The 18,800-nt window shown below is 67.9% G+C and carries 18 protein-coding genes and 1 pseudogene; 14 read left to right on the top strand and 5 right to left on the bottom strand.

Going from position 1 to position 18,800, the window contains the following annotated elements:
• The first annotated feature begins 19 nt into the window (after window positions 1-19).
• Genes Q0W90_RS06830 through Q0W90_RS06820 form a run of 3 tightly spaced genes read left to right on the top strand, consistent with a single transcriptional unit; the run spans window position 20 to window position 2,432 of the window.
• A complete protein-coding gene (locus Q0W90_RS06830) occupies window positions 20-1,219 on the top strand; it encodes an FAD-dependent oxidoreductase (RefSeq protein WP_297597600.1) in 1,200 nt (399 codons plus the stop codon).
• 23 nt (window positions 1,220-1,242) lie between these two features.
• Entirely contained in the window at window positions 1,243-1,809 is a 567-nt protein-coding gene (locus tag Q0W90_RS06825; RefSeq protein ID WP_297597598.1) for a DUF4389 domain-containing protein, read from the top strand.
• Window positions 1,806-2,432, top strand: a complete 627-nt coding sequence (locus Q0W90_RS06820; RefSeq protein WP_297597578.1) for a class I SAM-dependent methyltransferase — start codon at window positions 1,806-1,808, stop codon at window positions 2,430-2,432. Before Q0W90_RS06825 ends, Q0W90_RS06820 begins: the two co-directional genes overlap by 4 nt.
• Here Q0W90_RS06820 and Q0W90_RS06815 read toward each other — a convergent pair.
• A complete protein-coding gene (locus Q0W90_RS06815) occupies window positions 2,419-4,923 on the bottom strand; it encodes an FtsX-like permease family protein (RefSeq protein WP_297597576.1) in 2,505 nt (834 codons plus the stop codon). The two genes, Q0W90_RS06820 and Q0W90_RS06815, sit on opposite strands and share 14 nt — an antisense overlap.
• Window positions 4,920-5,615 (bottom strand): ABC transporter ATP-binding protein, encoded by a 696-nt coding sequence (locus Q0W90_RS06810; protein ID WP_297597574.1) that lies wholly within the window; start codon window positions 5,613-5,615, stop codon window positions 4,920-4,922. Before Q0W90_RS06810 ends, Q0W90_RS06815 begins: the two co-directional genes overlap by 4 nt.
• Window positions 5,616-5,705: 90 nt before the next feature.
• Here Q0W90_RS06810 and Q0W90_RS06805 point away from each other — a divergent pair, with 90 nt between their 5' ends.
• From Q0W90_RS06805 to Q0W90_RS06785, 5 genes are read left to right on the top strand one after another with little or no spacing between them, the layout of a single operon-like run.
• Window positions 5,706-7,451, top strand: coding sequence for a thiamine pyrophosphate-dependent enzyme (locus Q0W90_RS06805; RefSeq protein ID WP_297597573.1), 1,746 nt, complete (start codon window positions 5,706-5,708; stop codon window positions 7,449-7,451).
• A complete protein-coding gene (locus tag Q0W90_RS06800) occupies window positions 7,432-8,079 on the top strand; it encodes an SRPBCC family protein (RefSeq protein WP_297597570.1) in 648 nt (215 codons plus the stop codon). Before Q0W90_RS06805 ends, Q0W90_RS06800 begins: the two co-directional genes overlap by 20 nt.
• A 7-nt stretch (window positions 8,080-8,086) precedes the next feature.
• Window positions 8,087-9,106, top strand: coding sequence for a 3-oxoacyl-ACP synthase III family protein (locus tag Q0W90_RS06795; RefSeq protein ID WP_297773778.1), 1,020 nt, complete (start codon window positions 8,087-8,089; stop codon window positions 9,104-9,106).
• Entirely contained in the window at window positions 9,106-10,176 is a 1,071-nt protein-coding gene (locus Q0W90_RS06790; protein WP_297773776.1) for an aminotransferase class I/II-fold pyridoxal phosphate-dependent enzyme, read from the top strand. The genes Q0W90_RS06795 and Q0W90_RS06790 overlap by 1 nt, the downstream gene beginning before the upstream one ends.
• Window positions 10,177-10,184: 8 nt before the next feature.
• Entirely contained in the window at window positions 10,185-10,691 is a 507-nt protein-coding gene (locus Q0W90_RS06785) for a MarR family transcriptional regulator (RefSeq protein ID WP_297597558.1), read from the top strand.
• 82 nt (window positions 10,692-10,773) lie between these two features.
• On the opposite strand, the gene mmsB is transcribed toward Q0W90_RS06785, so the two are convergent.
• Genes mmsB through Q0W90_RS06770 form a run of 3 tightly spaced genes read right to left on the bottom strand, consistent with a single transcriptional unit; the run spans window position 10,774 to window position 14,374 of the window.
• Window positions 10,774-11,652: a 3-hydroxyisobutyrate dehydrogenase gene (mmsB, locus tag Q0W90_RS06780; RefSeq protein ID WP_297597556.1), complete on the bottom strand. Its 879-nt coding sequence runs from the start codon at window positions 11,650-11,652 to the stop codon at window positions 10,774-10,776.
• 12 nt (window positions 11,653-11,664) lie between these two features.
• Window positions 11,665-12,840, bottom strand: a complete 1,176-nt coding sequence (locus Q0W90_RS06775; protein WP_297597553.1) for an acyl-CoA dehydrogenase family protein — start codon at window positions 12,838-12,840, stop codon at window positions 11,665-11,667.
• Between the two features lie 13 nt (window positions 12,841-12,853).
• The gene (locus Q0W90_RS06770; protein ID WP_297698089.1) at window positions 12,854-14,374 is read right to left on the bottom strand and encodes a CoA-acylating methylmalonate-semialdehyde dehydrogenase; all 1,521 of its coding nucleotides are present in this window, start codon (window positions 14,372-14,374) and stop codon (window positions 12,854-12,856) included.
• A gap of 114 nt (window positions 14,375-14,488) precedes the next feature.
• Between Q0W90_RS06770 and Q0W90_RS06765 the strand changes: the two genes are divergently transcribed.
• The 6 genes and pseudogenes from Q0W90_RS06765 to Q0W90_RS06740 all read left to right on the top strand — a co-directional run.
• Window positions 14,489-15,952: an NAD(P)/FAD-dependent oxidoreductase gene (locus tag Q0W90_RS06765; protein WP_297595410.1), complete on the top strand. Its 1,464-nt coding sequence runs from the start codon at window positions 14,489-14,491 to the stop codon at window positions 15,950-15,952.
• Between the two features lie 77 nt (window positions 15,953-16,029).
• Window positions 16,030-16,545 (top strand): sigma-70 family RNA polymerase sigma factor, encoded by a 516-nt coding sequence (locus Q0W90_RS06760; RefSeq protein WP_297595484.1) that lies wholly within the window; start codon window positions 16,030-16,032, stop codon window positions 16,543-16,545.
• Complete coding sequence (locus Q0W90_RS06755; protein WP_297698091.1) at window positions 16,542-17,240, top strand: Rieske (2Fe-2S) protein; 699 nt, start codon at window positions 16,542-16,544, stop codon at window positions 17,238-17,240. The genes Q0W90_RS06760 and Q0W90_RS06755 overlap by 4 nt, the downstream gene beginning before the upstream one ends.
• Before the next feature lie 23 nt (window positions 17,241-17,263).
• The gene (locus tag Q0W90_RS06750; protein ID WP_297595485.1) at window positions 17,264-17,668 is read left to right on the top strand and encodes a cupredoxin family copper-binding protein; all 405 of its coding nucleotides are present in this window, start codon (window positions 17,264-17,266) and stop codon (window positions 17,666-17,668) included.
• Window positions 17,665-18,591, top strand: a complete 927-nt coding sequence (locus Q0W90_RS06745) for a metallophosphoesterase (RefSeq protein ID WP_297595414.1) — start codon at window positions 17,665-17,667, stop codon at window positions 18,589-18,591. The genes Q0W90_RS06750 and Q0W90_RS06745 overlap by 4 nt, the downstream gene beginning before the upstream one ends.
• A pseudogene (locus Q0W90_RS06740) lies at window positions 18,588-18,800 on the top strand (hypothetical protein); the annotation flags it as partial. The gene Q0W90_RS06745 and the pseudogene Q0W90_RS06740, both read left to right, overlap by 4 nt.

Genomic DNA, 18,800 nt, shown 5'->3' with positions numbered 1-18,800 from the left:
GTCGACCGCGCCGCTACGGGTGCTGGTCGTGGGCGCCGGCGTGGCCGGCATCTCCGTTGCCCGGGGATTGCTGCGGGACGGCCATGACGTCACCGTCTTCGAGCGACGGCCGGATGTGCGGGCCGCCGGCGGTGCGGTGACGATCTGGTCCAACGGCGAGACGGTCCTCAACCAGCTGGGTGTCGACATGGACGGCGCCGGTCAGCTGCTGGCCACCGTGCGGGCCGTGACGGCCAGGGGTCGCCCGCTCGCGACCCTCGACGTGACCGCGATGGTGCGGCGGCTGGGCGCACCCGTGCGGATGGTTCCGCGCCGGGTCCTGCTGGAACGGCTGCTGGAGGGGTTCGACGCCGAGCGCATCCGGTGCGACTCGCGGGTCATCGCGTTGGCCGGTGCGGGTGACCGGGTCCGCGTCGAGTTCGCCGATGGCGCCGTTGCCGAGGGGGACGTGGTGATCGGGGCCGACGGCCTGCACTCGATCGTGCGCGAGAGGGTCGGCGCGCGCGGCGCGAAGCCCACCGGCTGGTGTAGCTGGCAGGGACTGGTCACTCTTCCCGAGATCCCGGAGATCACAGACTCCGGTGCCGCGCTGATGATCATCGGGGCGCGCGGAAACCTCGGCCTGTGGCCGGCCGGCGGTTCCGACGTGCAGTGGTGGTTCGACCTGCCGTGGTCGTATGACTTCGTGAGACCGCAACGCCCGATCGAGATGATCCGGTCCCATTTCGCCGGATGGTCCGACCCGGTCGATCGGGTGCTCGCGACATTGACCGACGACGATCTGGCCCACTCACCGTTTCCGCATTTCCGGCACCCGATTCCGCGCACGGGCGCCGGACCGGTCACGTTGCTCGGGGATGCCGCGCACACGATGCCGCCCACCCTCGCGCAGGGGACCAACCAGGCGTTGCTCGACACGATGGTCCTGTGCCGGGCGCTGGCGGATTTCCGTCGTGGGACACGCCGGCGCGGCCCCGATGTTTCGAGCGCACTGCGCTGGTATGAGAAGACCCGCCGACGCAAAGTCATGGCCGTGTCCTGGGCGGCGTCGCTGCCGGTGTCGCACGGTGAGTTCGTGCTGGGGCCGGCCGCACTGATCTCCGACCGGCTGCAGGCCTGCGCGCTGACGGCGTTTCTGCGCGCCACGAGTCACCGCCGGATGTCCGCTGACATCAGCCGAAACTTGGGGGTAGCGGCGACGGTCCCGTCAAGCCCGTGAGCAACCCGATCGATTCCGTCAGAGTGCGAGGCGATTTCGATGCGCCATCCCGCTGGCTCTGGTTGGTGAAGTGGTGTGTGCTGGCGGCGCCGCACTACCCGATATTGATACTGCTCTACCTGGTGTATCCGCTCTCGACGGTCGCCGCCGGCATGGCCGTCTTGTGCACCGGGCGATATCCGCGGCCGCTCTTCGAATTCAACGTCGGGGTGCTGCGCTGGTCGTGGCGAGTCATGAACTACCGGTTCCCGATGAACAGCACCGACAAGTACCCGCCTTTCACGCTTGCGTCTCGGCCCGACTACCCCGCCGACCTTGCGGTCGACTATCCGGAACGGCTGAAACGCCCGGCGGTGCTGGTGAAGTGGCTGCTGGCGATCCCTCAGGTTCTGCTGTGCTGGTCGATGGAGCCGCTGCTGCAGGTGCTGTGTCTCATCGCCGCGCTGGCGTTGTTGTTCACCGGAACGATCCCGCAAACCACATTCGATCTGCTCATGGGCATGGTGCGCTGGCGGTACCGGGTCGCGGCGTACGTGTCGTTGATGCGCGACGAATATCCGCCGTTCCGAATGGATTTGGGTGGCCAATGACTCCGCGAAACCTCTTGTTCCCGTACGTCTATCGATTCGGCCAGCCGGTTTTCGACCGGCTGTTCTACCACCGGTATCGACGAGCCGCGCTGAGTAACGCCACCGGCCGGCTGTTGATGCTCGGGCTGGGGCCGGGAACCGATTTGATGTTTCTGCCCGCGGCGGTGACGTCGGTCGCCGCCGTGGAGCCCGTGGCGCCGTTTCGGCGGATGGCTTCCAGGCTCGCTGGGCGCCGCGGCATCACGGTGGACATCGTCGGGGGAGCCGGCGAGTCGATTCCCTTCCCGGACAACTCTTTCGACTCGGTGCATGTCGGTCTTGTGTTGTGCTCGGTCGACGATGTGGCGGCTACCCTCGCTGAGATCCGGCGGGTGCTGGTCCCCGGGGGCAGGCTGGTGGTCCTCGAGCATGTGCGCGGGGACGGCGCGACGGGCCGGTTCCAAGACCTGATCGCCAAGCCGTGGTCGTGGCTCGCCGGTGGTTGCGAGCCGAACCGGCGAACCCTCGAGGCCATCGCCGCGGCCGGATTCGAGACCACCGCGCTGCGCACCATTCCGCGCACGCCGGTGCCTTTTCCGTGCAAACCCCATCTGCAGGGATTCGCCACCTCTACTCGACGCTGACCGCCTCGATGATGTTGAGGCGCGCCGCACGCCGTGCCGGCGGTACCGAGCCGAGCAGGCTGATCACCAGCGCCCCGAGCGTGAAGGCAAGCGCCAGCGGGCTCAACCGGAAGCCGACTTGAAAATTCATGATGTCCCCGCTGATGCGGCTGAACAGCCACTGGTCCGTCAACCCCAGCGCAAGCCCCAAAACACCGCCGACGACACCGATTCCGGCCGCCTCCGCCAGCACCATCCACAAGGTGAACCGCCGGCTGGATCCCATTGCGCGCAGCACACCGATTTCGCGCCGGCGTTCGGTCACCGAGAGCGTCAACGTGTTCAGCAGTGCGACCGCGGCCACCGCCACGACGATGATCCACACCGCGTTGGCGATGAACATGCTCTGGTGCAGCGGAGCCTGAAGCCCCTCCAGCGCGGCGCGACCGTCGTACACGTGGTTCGGCGCCGGCACCGCCTCGCGGACGCCGGCCAACAGTCGCTGCCGATTCACTCCGGGGGCCGCGGCGATCTGCAGGGTCGTCGCCGCCGGGCGATCGAACCATGCCCGCATGTGGTCGAGATCGATTCCGACGCTGCCGATGACGGTCGAAAAGAACGGCACCAGGGCCAGCACCGCCACCGACCGCGGGCCGTGCGGCGTCTGCAGCCGCAGTTGGTCGCCGGCCCGGACGTGCAGAATCTCACCCAGGTTCTGCGTGAGCACCACACCGCGTCCGGCGAGCACCTCGGTGCGCACCCGTTCGTCGAGCGCGCGGAAGAGCGCATCGTGGCTGCCGGTGGAAAACCCGTCGAGCAGGACGCGGGTGCCCCCGACGACGGCGAACCCGAACGCGCCCTCGGTCACGCGTGCCACGCCGGGGAGGGCGGCGATCTTCGCGGAAAGCCCCTGTGGCAGAGCGTCGGCGGGGTAGCTGTCGGGCGGATCCGCGCTCACCCACACGTCGGTAGCCGCGACCGGTGAAAAGATGTCTTTTGCCGATCGAATCATGTCGGCGTTCGTGCCGGTGATCACGACGGTGGTGAGCACCCCGATGAGCACGGTCATCACGGTCGCCCACACTCGGCGCGGCGCGCGCCGGATCGTCGCCGCCGCGAGCGCCCCGAACGATCCGAACATGCGCGCCGTCGTCGCCGTGGCATTGACGATGGGCGCGGTGAGCGCGAAGCCGAGGGCGATCTCGGCGCCCAACACCACGGCCATCGCGATGAACGCGTGGCTGCCGCGCTGGCCGGTGACGACCCACGTCGCGACCGCGAATACCGCCACGGCCCCAGCCCCACTCGCGATGCGCAGCCACCGCGGCACGACATCGGCCGGCGAGGCCCCGATCGGCGCCAGCGCCTCGATCGGCGAAACCTTGTACACCTGCCGTGCCGCCATCGCCGACGCCGCCACGCTGGTGAGCGCCGTCGCCGCCAGCGCCAGCGGTATCGCATAACCGGGCAGCCAATACTCGACGCGGGCCTCGAGTCCCTGCGTCACCGCCGGAGGCAATCGGCCGATTGCGATGTGGCCCGCCACAATTCCCATGCCGGATCCGATGGCGCCGCCGATCAGCCCGAGAATCGCGGCCTCCGCGAGCATGTCGCCGACAATGGTGGCGCGCCGGCCGCCGATCGCGCGCAGCATCGAGATGACCGGTCGGCGCGCGGTGATCGCCATCGTCATCGTGGTGTAGATCAAAAACGCGCCGACCACCAACGCCACCGCGGCACCCAGCAGGGCCATGTAGTTCATCAGCTTGACGCCGTCGCCGGCCCGGGCCGCCCGGAAGCTCGGGGCCGCGACGATCGCACGGCCGTTCACGGCCCCGGTGACCGCGGCGCGAACGGCGCCGGGGTCCGCACCCGGCTTCGTGCTGATCAGTATCGAGTCGAGTTGGCCGGGGCGGCCGGCGGCGTTCTGCGCCAAAGCAAGTGGCGCAAGAACGTAGTGTCCGCCGTTCAGGTCCGCGTATTGCTTACCGGCGAGCACGTCGGTGACCGTGACCGAAGCCGAACCCAGTTGAAATGCCTGGCCTTTCGCATAGCCGACACGGGGCCCGACCTGAACGCCGGACGGCGCCGCGGACAGCGCCTGCACCGGCCGGGTGAGCGCGTCCTTGAGGGCACCGCCCAGGGCGGCGGTGCTCGCGTCTGCGCCCAGCAGCAGCACCGGCCCCGACGGCGTGGACGCCGGCGTCCGAATCATCGGTGCCGCGGTGGCGACGCCGGGAACGGCGGCCACTTCGGCCAGGATCGAGTCGGGGAATCCGGCGTCGGTGATGCCGGACACCTCGAGCGCGGCGACCCCGGCGATCCCGTCGGCCAGCCGGCTGACCGATCCGGTGATCGACCCGAAGATCCCGAAAATCGCCACCAAATACGTTGCCGAGACGGCCATTACGGCGATCGACGCGGACGTGCGGCGCCGATGTACGGCCAGCTCCCGCAGACTGAACACGCGCAACCTGCTCGCAGTGGCCGTGATCGCGGCGCCGGGCTTCACCCCGCGACCGCCATGACGTCCGACCCGACCCGACCGTCCTGCAGAGTGATCACCCGGTCGGTGGCCGCGGCCGCATCGGGGTTGTGGGTGACCATCACCACCAGCCGGCCCCGGCCGTCCTCGTGCGCCACCTCGGCCAGCAGCGCCAAAATGGATGCGCCGGTCGTGGAGTCCAGGTTTCCGGTCGGCTCGTCGGCGAGGATCAGCGGCGGGTTCATCATCAACGCGCGCGCCACCGCCACCCGCTGCATCTGGCCGCCGGACAGCTCCGCCGGCCGGTGCCGGGTCCGGTTGCCGAGCCCGACCCGGTCCAGCAGCCGGACCGCGTCCGGCTTGGCCCTGCCCAGCCGAACACCGTCGAGCAGTTTGGGGATCGCCACGTTCTCCCAGGCCGACAGCGTCGGCAACAGATTGAAGAACTGAAAGATGAAACCCACCCGGTGATGGCGGAACCGCGACTGCTGTTCGTCGCCGAGGCGGCCGATCTCTTCGCCGTCGAAGGTGATGGACCCGGAATCGGGGGAATCCAACGCGCCAAGGAGGTGCAGCAACGTGCTTTTGCCCGCGCCGGAGGGCCCGACGACCGACACGAACTGCTCGTCGGCCAGCCACAGGCTGATGTCGTCGAGTGCCCGCACCGTCTGACCGCCGACCCTGTACTCGCGCACCACGTTGCGCAGCTCGATGGTCATTCAGACACCACGATGTCGAGCGGCGAACGGTTCATTCGCCGGCCGTTGACGATGATGAACCGACCGCGCGCCTACCTCGTATCTTCAGGCATGCTTGGCAGGTACCGGGTGGTCGACCATATCGTCGGGCACCTCGCGGCGATCGGAGTCGATCACGTCTTCGGTGTGGATGGCGCCAACATCGAGGACGTGTACGACGCGGCGCACTTTTGCCCCGACCTCGAGGCGGTGCTGGCCAAGCACGAGTTCTCCGCGGCCACCATGGCGGACGGGTACAGCCGAAGCGGGGCCGGCCTGGGCGTGGTGGCCTCGACCTCGGGTGGGGGAGCGCTGAACCTCGTCGCGGGTCTGGGCGAGTCGCTGGCGAGCCGGGTTCCGGTGCTGGCGTTGGTCGGCCAGCCCGCCAGCACGATGGATGGCCGGGGCAGCTTCCAGGACACCAGTGGCGCAAACGGATCGCTGAACGCCGAGGCGCTGTTCTCGGCGGTATCGGTGTTCTGCGAGCGGCTGCGCAGGCCGGCCGACATCGTCGCGCTACTTCCTCGGGCCATCGCCGCGGCGCGCGCCGGCGGCCCAGCGGTTCTGCTGCTGCCCAAGGACTTTCAGCAGGCATGCATTGACATCGAGCATGGCTCTGATGACGAGGATGACGTGCGGCCGACGGTCGGCAACCCGCATCCGATCGTGCGGGAACTGCGACGTGCCACGGGCCGAGTCACCATCGTCGCCGGCGAGCAGGTGGCCCGCGACGGCGCCCGGGCCGAGCTCGAAGAGCTGCGCACGGTGCTACGTGCGCGGGTTGCCACCGTGCCGGACGCGAAGGATGTTGCCGGCACACCGGGTTTCGGATCGTCGTCCTCGCTGGGGGTCACCGGGGTCATGGGCCACCCGAGCGTGGCCGACGAGGTGGCCGCCAGCGCTGTGTGTCTCATCGTTGGCACGCGCCTGACGGTCACCGCGCGCACCGGACTCGACGACGCGCTGGCGGCGGTGCGGACGCTCTCCATCGGATCGATGCCGCCGTATCTCGCCTGCACCCATGTGCATACCGACGACCTGCGCGGCTCGCTGCATATGCTGACCCAAGCGCTGCTCGGCCCTCGTCGGCCGCCCGGTCTGCGTGTGCCCGACGCGGTACGGCGCACCGAGATGAAGCCCCCGGCCTTCGCCGGTTCTGGTGTGCGGTACCGCGACGCCATGGCGGTACTGGACGGCGCTTTGCCCGACGGCGCCGACATCGTGGTCGACGCCGGCAACACCGGCGCGTCGGCGATCCACCACCTGCCGGTGCGGCGCGGAGGCAGGTTCGTCGTCGCGCTCGGCATGGGTGGCATGGGCTACAGCTTCGGGGCCGGGATCGGAATGTCATTGGGGCGGGCCAACAGTGGCCGGCCCGGTGGCCGCACCGTGGTGATCGCCGGGGACGGCGCGTTCTTCATGCACGGCATGGAGGTACACACGGCCGTGCAATACCGGCTGCCGATGACGTTCGTGCTGTTCAACAACAACGCGCACGCCATGTGTGTGACCCGCGAGCAGCTGTTCTATCACGACCTGTACAGCTATAACCGTTTTCGTCCCAGCCGGCTGGGCGCCGGGCTGGCGGCGATGTTCCCGGGCCTGACGTCGGTCGACGTCAGCGATGTCGATGGGTTCGCGGTGGCCATGGGCGCTGCGCTCGACGTCGACGGCCCGGCGGTGGTCAGTGTCGAGTGCGCCGCCGACGAAATCCCGCCATTCGCACCATTTCTCACGGCTGTGACTTTAAACGATGCTGCCGTGAAACAGATTTCACTTGACAAGGAGAACCGGACCAATGTCGTTGCCAGCGCTTGAGGATATTCCCGACCTCATCGATGGGGTCACCCGCATCGAAACCAGCCCCAGGGAGAAGGCCACGCCGATCATCATGGACATGATGCGGTCGGTGTACCCGCACGATGAGGTCTTCGGACAGTACTGCACCGTCAACGATTACGTCGACTGTCCACCCGACGAGTTGTACGAGTACATGGCCGACACCCGCAGCCTGGAGGAGTGGACATACAGCCTGCGCGGGTTCACCCCCACCGAGGAGCCCGGGTTATGGCTGGCGTATGACCGGCTCGGCTCGGAAACCGAGATCTACACCCGCACCGTCGTAAACGCGCAGGCGCGGACCGTGGACTACCACTGCGCCTGGGATCAAGGCAAGCATCTGTGGATGATTTACCTGATGCGTGTCATCGATGCCCAGCCCGTCCTCGACAAGCCGGGATCGGTTGTGCTGTGGACCAATTGCCATCACCCGTTCTACGACCGCAATCCGTATCCGGAGACCGCGCCGGCTTCCCGGCCCGTATGGGTCGGCGACTTCTGGGACATGTTCGGAGCCGGCCATCTGCTGGAGATGCGCAACCTCAAGGCGATCGCCGAGTACCGCCACCGCAACGGTCTGCCGGTGACGCCGGTATGGATGAGATGAGCGCACCATGGGTAAGCCAAGCGTCAGCCTGATCGACGTCTCCACGTATCTGCCGGGCGAGCCGATCCCTGCCGACTACTACGCGCGATACGCCGAATCCGACGATCTGCGCGACAACGTGATGTTCCGCGCCCCGAAGTTTCGCCATCACGTCGGCGCCGACGAGAGTTCAGTCGACATGATCGAACGTGCGGCCCATGGCCTGATCGAGCGGCACGGCCACGACGTCATCGAAGGCGCCGACGTGCTGATCACGCACACCCAGGTACCCGACATGGCGTTCTACGGCCAAGGTGGCAGCATCGCGCACCGGCTGGGTATGCGGCCATCCTGGGTGCTCGACCTGAACAACGGCGGCTGCGCCGCATTCGTGTTGGCGCTCAACGTGGCCCGTAAATTGTTGTCGGCGGGCGAAGGGCGCACCGCGCTTATCGCCATCGCGCAGAATGCGGCCGGACAATTCTTCGATCAACCGACCATTCGCCGCAAGGCGCAGTCGGCGGTGCCCGGCGACGGGGCGGCGATGGGACTGGTCGCGGTGAGCGAGCGGTCGCCGATTCTCGATGTCGAGTGCCGCACCTACGGACAGTATGCGGGCGAAATGACGCTTTCCTACGATCCGCCGCGCAAGTGGTGGCAGGCCGGCACCGGCGAGGGCAGCATCGGTTTCACCGAGAGCAAGGTCACCAAGGTGCTGGCCCGCGGCAACCGGCAGGTTCCCGAGGTGGCGCTGGCGGTGTGCGATCGAATCGGGTTGGCCGCCAAAGATATCGGCCTGCTGGTCACCAACCAGCCGAACAGGGCGTTTCTGCGCAATTGGCGTGACGCGCTCGAGTTGCCTCCATCGCGCCACGTCGACACTTTCGACGAGTGCGGCAACCTGTTCGGTGCCGGGATCCCGATCAATCTGGACCGCGCCATCTCCGATGGCCGGCTCGGTGCCGGTGACGTGGTCATGATGGCGGCGTTCGCGCACGCCGGTGACTTCGCCGGCGCCGCCGCGGTGCGCTGGGGCGGGCGAGACTGATGCAACCCGGATGCCTGGTGGCTGGCGAGATCTGCGATGCGCTGCCCGACGCGGTGGATCCGCTTGCCTTGTCGCTCAACGAAAATCCGTTTCCGCCGCTGCCGTCGGTACGTTCGGCGTTGATCCGATCCGTGTGCGCGGCGAACCGGTACCCGGAGTTCCTGCCGGAGCGGTTGCGCGACGTGATCGCCGGCCACATCGGCGTGCCCGCCGACCGGGTGGTGCTGGGCGCCGGGGCGACGGGTGTCGTGTTGCAGGCGCTGCAGGCACTGACCGCGCCGGGTGACACGATGGTGATGGCGTCGCCGACGTTCGACGGTTACCCGATCGTCGCGCACTTGGCACGCCTGAACTCGTCGCTCGTTGCGCTGGACGAACACGGCCACAACGACCTCGACGCGCTGGCCGACGCGGCCACCGCCGCCCGCGTCGTGGTCCTGTGCCGGCCGCACAACCCGACCGGCACGCTGGAGCCCACGGCCGCTGTCTTCCGGTTTCTGCGGCGGGTGCCGCGCGACACCGTCGTGCTGCTCGACGAGGCCTATATCGAGTTCACCACTCCCGAGCACCGTTTCGACGTGGCGGCGTTGGTCGCGCGGTTTCCCAACGTGGTGGTGGTGCGGACCTTCTCCAAAGCCTACGGCCTGGCGGGGCTGCGGATCGGCTATGCGGCGGCGTCTCCCGAGCTGGCACCGACGCTGTGGAGCCAGCAGGTGCCGTTCGGCATCCCGATTACCGGTTTGCTTGCGGTCGCGGCGTCGTATGACGCGGAAAACGAACTGGCGCGACGGATCCGGTTGATCACCGCCGAACGCCGCTATCTCCGGATGCGGCTGAGCGCAATGGGGATCTACACGACCGACGCGCATGCGAATTTCATGTATCTGCCTTCTCCGACGGGTGGGCGGGACGGGCGGCGCCGGCCGTGGCGTGAGGTTTTCGGCGACAGTGGGCCCCGGGTGCGGTATTACGCGGACGGTGGCGCGCGGATTACCGTGGGCGGCCGGGCATCGACGACGGCGGTGCTGTCGGCGATGGGAAAGGCCACGCTCGGGCTCCAAGTGCGGTAAGAAGGGGCGTGGCGCAATCACGACCGGACAAGCGTGATCCGATCGCCGCGGCGCGCGTCAACTGGGAGCGCGCCGGGTGGGGTGACGTGGCGCCGGGCATGGTCGCGGTGACATCGGTGATGCGTGCGCACCAGATCCTGCTGGCCCGCGTCGAGACGGCGTTGCGTCCCTACGACCTGAGCTTCTCCCGATACGAATTGCTGCGGCTGCTGGCGTTCAGCCGGACCGGGGCGCTGCCCATCACCAAGGCCTCCGACCGGCTGCAGGTCCACGTCACCAGCGTGACCCACGCGATCCGCCGGCTGGAGGCCGACGGGCTGGTTCAGCGGGTGCCGCACCCCACCGACGGGCGCACCACGCTGGTGCAGATCACCGACCTGGGCCGCTCGACGGTCGAGGACGCCACCGTCACGCTCAACAAGCAGGTGTTCGCCGATCTCGGGATGACCGACACCGAATCGCAGGACTTGGCGTCGTCGATTGAGACGTTGCGCCGCAACGCGGGTGACTTCTGAGCTGATTCCCGGGCGCGTCCAACGTCGAGTCGTTGGGACGAATCGGCCGATTTCCCATCACAAGTCGACGTTCGGGGCTAGATCAACGCAGGGTCTCGATGACCGCGCTGAAGTCCTTATCACCGTGATCGGCGGCGAATTTCGCGTAGATCTCGGCGGCGTGCCGGCCCAGCGGGGCGGCCGAACCGCTGGAGGACACCGCATCCATCGCCAGGCCCAGGTCCTTGTTCATCAGCGCGGTGGCGAAGCCCGGCGCGAAGTCGTTATTGGCCGGCGAGGTCGGGACCGGGCCCGGCACCGGGCAATTGGTGTGCACGGCCCAGCAGTTGCCGGTCGCCCCGGTGATCACGTCGAACAGGGACTGCGCCGACAACCCGAGCTTCTCGGCCAAGACGAATGCCTCGCCGATCGCGATCTGCTGCACCGCCAGCACCATGTTGTTGCACACCTTGGCGGCCTGCCCGGCCCCGGCCGCGCCGCAGTGGATGATCTTGCCCGCCATGGGTTCCAGCACCGGCCGCGCCCGTTGCAGGCTTTCCGAGTCACCGCCCACCATGAACGCCAGCGTCCCGGCGACGGCGCCCTTCACCCCGCCCGAGACGGGCGCGTCCAGCTGCGCGACGCCGCGCGATTCCGCCAGCGCATGCACCTCGCGGGCATCGTCGACCGAGATCGTAGAGCTGTCGATGAACAGCGCACCCGATCGCGCGCTCGGCAGGATCTCCGCGTAGCAGCGTTTGACCAACTCGCCGTTGGGCAGCATGGTGATGACGACGTCCGCCCCGGTGACCGCGTCGGCGGCGCAGCCGAAACCGGCGACGCCGGCCGCGGCCGCCGCCGACAGCGCCGCGGGCACCGGATCGAACCCGCGTACCGCATGGTTGGCGGCAACAAGATTCATTGCCATGGGCCCGCCCATATGGCCCAACCCCAGGAAAGCCACGGTCAAGTGCTCGGTCATCTCGGACCCCATCTATGCGGTTGCTGGAGAAGCTCGAAACCGTGCGGCCTGGGCCCGTCCGACGACCACTCGCATGATTTCGTTGGTCCCTTCCAGGATTCGGTGCACCCGCAGGTCGCGCACGATCTTTTCCAGACCATACTCGCGCAGGTAGCCGTAGCCGCCGTGCAGCTGCAGGGCTTTGTCGGCGACCTCGAAGCAGGTGTCGGTGACGTAGCGTTTGGCCATCGCGCACAATTCGACCTTGTCGGGATCGTCGGTGTCCAACGCGTTGGCCGCCCGCCACAACATCATTCGCGACGTCTCGAGTCCGGTAGCCATGTCGGCCAGGGTGAACCGGATGGTCGGCTCGTCGAGCAGCGACTTGCCGAATGCTTGCCGGTCGCGCACGTAGGCTCCGGCCTTGTCGGCGGCGGCCTGGGCGCCGCCCAGTGAGCACGCGGCGATGTTGAGGCGGCCGCCGTTGAGGCCGTTCATCGCGATGCCGAATCCGGCGCCCTCGCCGTCCGCGCCGCCCAGCATCGCGTCCGCGGGCACCCGCACCCCCTGAAGGATCACCTGCGCGGTGGGCTGGGCATGCCAGCCCATCTTCTCCTCCAGCGCGCCGAAACTCAGCCCGGGAGTGTCCTTTTCGATGACAAACGCCGAGATGCCGCGCGGACCCTCGGCACCGGTCCTGGCCATCACCACGTAGACGTCCGAGGCCCCCGCACCGGAGATGAACTGCTTGACACCGTCGAGCACGTAATCTGAGCCCTGCTTGACGGCGCGGGTGCTCAATGCGCTCGCGTCGGACCCGGCGCCCGGCTCGGTCAGACAGTAGCTGGCGATGACGTCCATCGACGCCAACCGCGGAACCCAGAGTTTGCGTTGTTCGGCGGTACCGAAGGTGTCGATCATCCACGCGCACATGTTGTGGATCGACAGGAACGCGGCGGTGGTGGGGTCGGCGATGGCCAACTGCTCGAAGATGCGGACCCCGTCGAGTCGGCGCAGCCCGCTGCCGCCGACGTCGTCACGACAGTAGATCGCCGCCATGCCCAGTTCGGCCGATTCACGCAGCACGTCGGTCGGAAAGTGTTTGGCCGCATCCCATTCCAGGGCGAACGGAGCGAGGCGCTTGGCGGCGAACGCCGCAGCCGTCTCAGTGATCACCCGTTCGTCGTCGTCAAGGGTAAAGGAAGCCATAGCGTATCCGGCCCTAATCCATTGTGGGAATGACGAATTCGGCGCCATCCTTGATGCCGGACGGCCACCGCTGCGTCACGGTCTTGGTCTTCGTGTAGAAGAGGATCGACGAGGGCCCGTGCTGGTTGAGGTCGCCGAAGCCCGAGCGTTTCCAGCCCCCGAAGGTGTGGTAGGCCACCGGTACCGGGATCGGCACGTTGACGCCGACCATGCCGACCTGCACGCGGGAGACGAAGTCGCGGGCGGCGTCGCCGTCGCGGGTGAAGATGGCCACGCCGTTGCCGTACTCGTGCTGAGAAGGAAGCGCCAGTGCTTCTTCGTAGGTCTCGGCCCTTACGATGCACAGCACGGGCCCGAAGATCTCGTCGGTGTAGATCGACATGTCCGGGGTGACGTGGTCGAACAGGGTCGGCCCGATGAAGAAGCCGCCTTCGAGGTTGGCGTCACCGAAAGTCAGGTCGTCGCTGGCGCGTTCGCGGCCGTCGATAACCAATTCGGCGCCCGCGTCGACACCCTGGCCGATGTAGTCGCGCACCTTGGCCACGGCGGCCTCGGTCACCAGCGGACCGTAGTCGGCCTTGGGGTCCAGGCTGTGGCCCACGCGCAGGTTGTTGATCCGCTCGATGAGCCGGGCCCGCAGCCGGTCCGCGGTCTGCTCACCGACCGGCACCGCGACGCTGATCGCCATGCAGCGTTCGCCGGCGCTGCCGTATCCGGCGCCGATCAGCGCGTCGACGGCCTGGTCCAGGTCGGCGTCGGGCATCACGATCATGTGGTTCTTGGCGCCGCCGAAGCACTGCGAACGCTTGCCGGTCGCGGCGGCCCCGGCGTAGATGTACTGGGCGATGTCGGAGCTGCCGACGAACCCGACGGCCTGGATGTCGGGGTGGTTCAGGATGGCGTCGACGGCCTCCTTGTCGCCGTGCACGACCTGGAACACGCCCGGCGGCAGGCCGGCCTCGACGAAGAGTTCGGCGAGGCGCACCGGGACCGACGGGTCGCGCTCGCTGGGCTTGAGCACGAACGCGTTGCCGCAGGCCAGCGCCGGGCCGGCCTTCCACAGCGGGATCATCGCCGGGAAGTTGAACGGGGTGATGCCGGCGACCACGCCCAGCGGCTGGCGTAGCGAGTAGACGTCGATGCCCGGTCCGGCGCCCTCGCTGTACTCGCCCTTGAGCAGGTGCGGGATGCCGACGGCGAACTCGATGACCTCGATGCCGCGCTGAATGTCGCCGCGTGCGTCGGGGACCGTCTTTCCGTGCTCGCGCGACAACAGCTCGGCCAGCTCGTCCATGTTCTTGTTGACCAGCTCGATGAAACGCATCATCACCCGGGCGCGACGCTGGGGGTTCGTTGCGGCCCAACCCTTTTGGGCCTCGACGGCCGACGCCACCGCGGCGTCGATGTCGGCCTGGCCGGCCATCGGCACCTGCGCCTGGACGCCCCCGGTGCTGGGGTCGAAGACGTCAGCGGTGCGGCCGGACCGGCCGGCGGTGCGCTGCCCATCGATGAAGTGCGGAATCTGTGTGGTCATGGGGCCCTCGAATGTGGTTGACGGCGCGGACGCGGAGGCGAGTGGTTACTTGCATATCCTAGTAACTCGGTTAGGGCCTTGGCAAGGTGGGTGGCGGGCTAGCCTGACAGCTGTATGCACACCATCGAGGCCGACTACCTGGTGGTCGGCGCGGGCGCCATGGGAATGGCCTTCATCGACGCGCTGGTCACGGAAACCTCGGTGACCTCAGCAACCTCGGCGCCCTCACCGTCTCAGGCCCGCATCGTGGTGGTGGACCGCAACCACGCGCCCGGTGGGCACTGGACCATGGCCTACCCTTTCGTGCGGCTGCACCAGCCGTCGGCGTTCTACGGCGTCAATTCGCTGCGGCTGGGCGGTGACTCCATCGACCAAGTCGGTTGGAACCGGGGCCTCTACGAATTGGCGACCGCCGGCGAGATCTGCGCGTACTACGACCACATCATGCGCCGGCAGCTGTTGCCGACCGGTCGGGTCAGCTACTTCCCGATGAGCGAATACCTCGGCCAAAACCGTGGTGAAGGCCGGTTTCGTACGCTCGCCGGCGCTGACTACACCGTCCGCGTGGCGCGCCGCGTCGTCGACGCCACCTACATGCGTGTCATGGTTCCGGCCATGCGCCCGCCACCGTATCGGGTGGCGACCGGCATCGACTGCGTCGCGCCCGGCGACCTGGCGCGGCGCGGCCCCTACGAGCGCTACGTCGTCGTCGGGGCCGGCAAGACCGGCATCGACACCTGCCTGTGGCTGCTGGGTCACGGCGTCGAACCGGACCGGCTCACCTGGATCATGCCCCGCGATCCCTGGCTGTTGGACCGCGAGACGATGCAGCCCGGCTCGTTGTTCGCCGAGAAGATCAAGGCCAGCTTCACCGCGCAACTGCGCGCCATCAACGACGCGGCGTCGGTGCCCGATCTGTTCGCCCGCCTCGAGGATGCCGGCCTGCTGCTGCGGATCGATACGGCGACCCGGCCCGCCATGTATCGCTGTGCGACCGTCACCCGGCTCGAACTCGAGCAGCTGCGACGAATCACCGACGTGGTCCGCCTGGGCCACCTGCTGGCCATCGAGGCGGACAAAATGGTCCTCGACCGGGGTGCGGTGGCGGTCAGCGGCCGCGAGCTCTACATCGACTGCACCGCCGACGGCGCCGGAAAGCGGCCCGCCACACCAATTTTCGATCCGGGGCACATCACGCTGCAAAGCGTGCGCGGCTGCCAGCAGATCTTCAGCGCGGCGCTGATCGCCCACGTGGAGGCCGCGTACCGCGACGACTCGCTGAAAAACGAGCTGTGCGTGCCCCTGCCGCATCCCGACACCGACGTCGACTGGCTGCGGCTGGCGCTGTCCGACTACCGCAACCAGCTGCGCTGGTTCGACGACCCGGAGTTGATGTCGTGGTTGTCCGCGGCGCGCCTGGACCTTTTCGGTCACCTGGTCGGCCACCTGCTGCCGTCGGCGTCCGCGAAGCCCCGGGTCCGGGACCGGGTACTGAGCATCGCCAAGTCCGTCTTTTCCGCCACCGCCGCCAAGCTCGACCGGCTGATGGCCGACGAAGCCGCACTCGCTGCGCCCTGACCGTGTAACCCGAGCCGATATAGATCGGGTGAAGGAGGCATGTGGCGGCAAGAAACGAACCCGTCGGGCCGCGAGCCCTGCGCGCGGTACCCGGCGATGGCCATGAGGCCGGCTACCCGGACTGGGAAGCCGTGTACTGCGACAACGTGAGCTGGGTGTACCGCACGCTGTTCGCGCGCGTCGGCAACCGGACCGACGCGGAAGACCTCACCGCCGAGGTGTTCCTCGCCGCGCTGCGGCCGCTGCGCCTGACCGTGAGCGTGGGGGAGGTCCGTGCCTACCTGCGGGCCACGGCCAGGACGGTGCTGGCCGCACACTGGCGCGAGACCGTGGGACGGGAGATAACCTCGATCGAGGACATCGAACAACCAGTCGACAGCCAGGATGCGATCAGCACCGCGCCGCGGCGCGTGGCCCGGGTTCTGGACAGCCTGCCGGATCGCTATCGCCAGATTCTGGAATCGCGCTTTCTGCGGGGCAATTCGATCAAGGAGTCCGCCGCGGAACTCGGGATCAGCGTGGCCAATGCCAAAGTGCTCCAGCACCGCGCCCTGCGGCTGGCGGCGCAGGTCAACGATGGGGGCCAGCCATGAACGCGCGAGGGTTGCGACGCTATGTCGACGATCTGTTGCGGGGGCGCCGGCCCAGGTCGTTCGCGCCCGACGACTTCGAAGCGGCGCAGCTCCGCACGGCCATCGAGTTGCGGGCGGCTCGCGGCGGGAATGACGAACCGCGGCCGGAATTCCTCTCCGATCTGCACCGTCGGCTCGGCGAGCAGATGTCAGGCGCGCCAACGGAAACGGCGCCCGGTCGCGGTAGCACGCGCCGCCAGGTCATCGTCGGCACGTCGGCCGCCGCGACGGCCGCGGTCGCGGCCGTTTCCATCGATCGGGCCGTGATCGCCGGTCGATACGGCGAAGAGCGCGCCCCGGATGGCCCTGCCGGGCAACTCACCCCCAATGATGGAAGCTGGCAGCGCGTTGCGGCCAGTTCGGACGTGCCCGACGGCGTCATGCATCCCTTCGATCTGGGTTCGGTGACCGGATTCGTCCGGCGCGTCGACGGCAACGTTCAGGCGATATCCGGGGTGTGCACCCATCAGGGGTGCAAGCTGTGGTTCGACGCACCGGATGACACGCTGCGCTGCCCCTGCCACACCACATCGTTCTCCCCCAGCGGAAAGGTGCTCACCCACCAGCTGCCGATCGCACCAAAACCGTTGCCCGCATTGATGGTTCGCGAGAACAACGGCGTCATCGAGGTGTTCGGCCCGGCGCGTCCCACCTAGCGGTGTAACCCACCGCCCTATCTCTGGGCATGGATATCGCGGTACTTCGAAGGCTTTTGGCGGCGGTGCTGGCCGTGGGCGTGCTGATGTCGGCCGGTTGTGGTCGGTCGCGGCCCGTGGCAACCACCGTCGCACCCACCACCGAAAGGTCGATCACCGCGCCGCCCCAACCCGCCGGCGCCGACCAGGTCATCATCGACGGCTTCGCGTTCGCGCCGGCCACCCTGACGGTGCCCGCCGGGACCACCGTCACCTGGGCCAACCGCGACGAAGAACCCCATACGGTGGCGGCGAGTGACGGCTCATTTCACTCACCCGGTATGGGAACGGGAGCCACCTTCGCCCACACCTTTTCCACCGCCGGCACTTTCGACTACGTCTGCTCGATTCACCCGATGATGCGCGGCACCGTGGTGGTGACGGGATGACCGACCCGAACGGGATGAGTCGCCGTCAGCTGCTGCGCCACACCGCGTGGTTCGGGGCGGCGGTCGGGTTCGCGGTGGCCGGCGGCGAGGTCATCTCGCACGTCGCCGGCGACGCGGTGGCTCAGCGCGCACACGTCCAGCCAACCCTGCGCTTCGCGCAAGTCAGCGACAGTCACCTCGGTTTCACCGGTGCGCCCAACCCGGACGTCGCCGCAACGTTTCGCCACGCGATCGAAAGTGTCAACAACCTCGGCTACACACCGGATTTCGTCCTCCACACGGGCGACCTGACCCACCTGTCCACCCCCGAACAGTTCGACCAGGCGAAGCAGATGATGAGTGGCCTGAAGACACCACACGTGTTCACCGTGCCCGGCGAACACGATTCGATCGATGACGCCGGGCAGAAGTACCGAAACACCTTCGGCGCGGGCGCTGTTGGTGACGGCTGGTACAGCCTGGACGTCGCCGGCGTACACCTCATCGCGCTGGTCAACACGTTGAACCTGCGCAAACTGGGCCACCTGGGTGTGGATCAGTTGGAGTTCGTCAAGAAGGACGTCGCCCGTCTTTCCAGCGATACCCCGATCATCGTGTTCAGTCACATCCCCTTGTTCGCGATGTACCCGCGGTGGGGCTGGGGCACCGATGATGCCACCGAGGCGCTGAGCCACCTGCGCCGGTTCTCGTCCGTCACGTGCCTCAACGGCCATGTCCACCAGCTGTTTTCCAAAACGGAAGGCAACGTGGCCTTCTACAGCGGGACCACCACCGCCTACCCGCTGCCGCGCCCCGGTGACGCACCGGCGCCCAAACCGGTGACACTGCCGGCCGGCAAGCTGCGCGACGCACTGGGCATCCGCGAGGTCAGTTACACCAGGGGACAGACCGCCCTTGCGCTGAAAGAGCGGACGTTGCAGTGATCGGCATCCTGGCCCGGCTCGGACTCGTCACCTCACTGACCATCAGCGCCGCTGGCCACGCCTACCTCTATGTCCATGGCTACCAACATATCCCGACCATCGGCATCGGATTTCTGGTTCAGGCCAGTGTGTCGTCGGCGATCGCCCTGCTGATTCTGGTCGGTGGCCCCGGATGGCTGCGTTGGGCCGCTGCCACGCTGGCGGCCGGT

Origin of the sequence: Mycobacterium sp. (assembly GCF_025933915.1) — a bacterium.
In the GTDB taxonomy this organism is placed as follows: domain Bacteria; phylum Actinomycetota; class Actinomycetes; order Mycobacteriales; family Mycobacteriaceae; genus Mycobacterium.
The sequence above is the reverse complement of the archived record's forward strand: the minus strand, read 5'-3'. Positions and strand labels throughout refer to the sequence as shown.

Bases quoted from the DNA above. Each gene is read 5' to 3' on its own strand.
- Q0W90_RS06820 (WP_297597578.1), top strand. From the start codon at position 1,806: ATGACTCCGCGAAACCTCTTGTTCCCGTACGTCTATCGATTCGGCCAG.
- Q0W90_RS06810 (WP_297597574.1), bottom strand. From the start codon at position 5,615: ATGACCATCGAGCTGCGCAACGTGGTGCGCGAGTACAGGGTCGGCGGT.
- Q0W90_RS06805 (WP_297597573.1), top strand. From the start codon at position 5,706: ATGCTTGGCAGGTACCGGGTGGTCGACCATATCGTCGGGCACCTCGCG.
- Q0W90_RS06800 (WP_297597570.1), top strand. From the start codon at position 7,432: ATGTCGTTGCCAGCGCTTGAGGATATTCCCGACCTCATCGATGGGGTC.
- Q0W90_RS06795 (WP_297773778.1), top strand. From the start codon at position 8,087: ATGGGTAAGCCAAGCGTCAGCCTGATCGACGTCTCCACGTATCTGCCG.
- Q0W90_RS06790 (WP_297773776.1), top strand. From the start codon at position 9,106: ATGCAACCCGGATGCCTGGTGGCTGGCGAGATCTGCGATGCGCTGCCC.
- mmsB (WP_297597556.1), bottom strand. From the start codon at position 11,652: ATGACCGAGCACTTGACCGTGGCTTTCCTGGGGTTGGGCCATATGGGC.
- Q0W90_RS06775 (WP_297597553.1), bottom strand. From the start codon at position 12,840: ATGGCTTCCTTTACCCTTGACGACGACGAACGGGTGATCACTGAGACG.
- Q0W90_RS06770 (WP_297698089.1), bottom strand. From the start codon at position 14,374: ATGACCACACAGATTCCGCACTTCATCGATGGGCAGCGCACCGCCGGC.
- Q0W90_RS06765 (WP_297595410.1), top strand. From the start codon at position 14,489: ATGCACACCATCGAGGCCGACTACCTGGTGGTCGGCGCGGGCGCCATG.
- Q0W90_RS06755 (WP_297698091.1), top strand. From the start codon at position 16,542: ATGAACGCGCGAGGGTTGCGACGCTATGTCGACGATCTGTTGCGGGGG.
- Q0W90_RS06745 (WP_297595414.1), top strand. From the start codon at position 17,665: ATGACCGACCCGAACGGGATGAGTCGCCGTCAGCTGCTGCGCCACACC.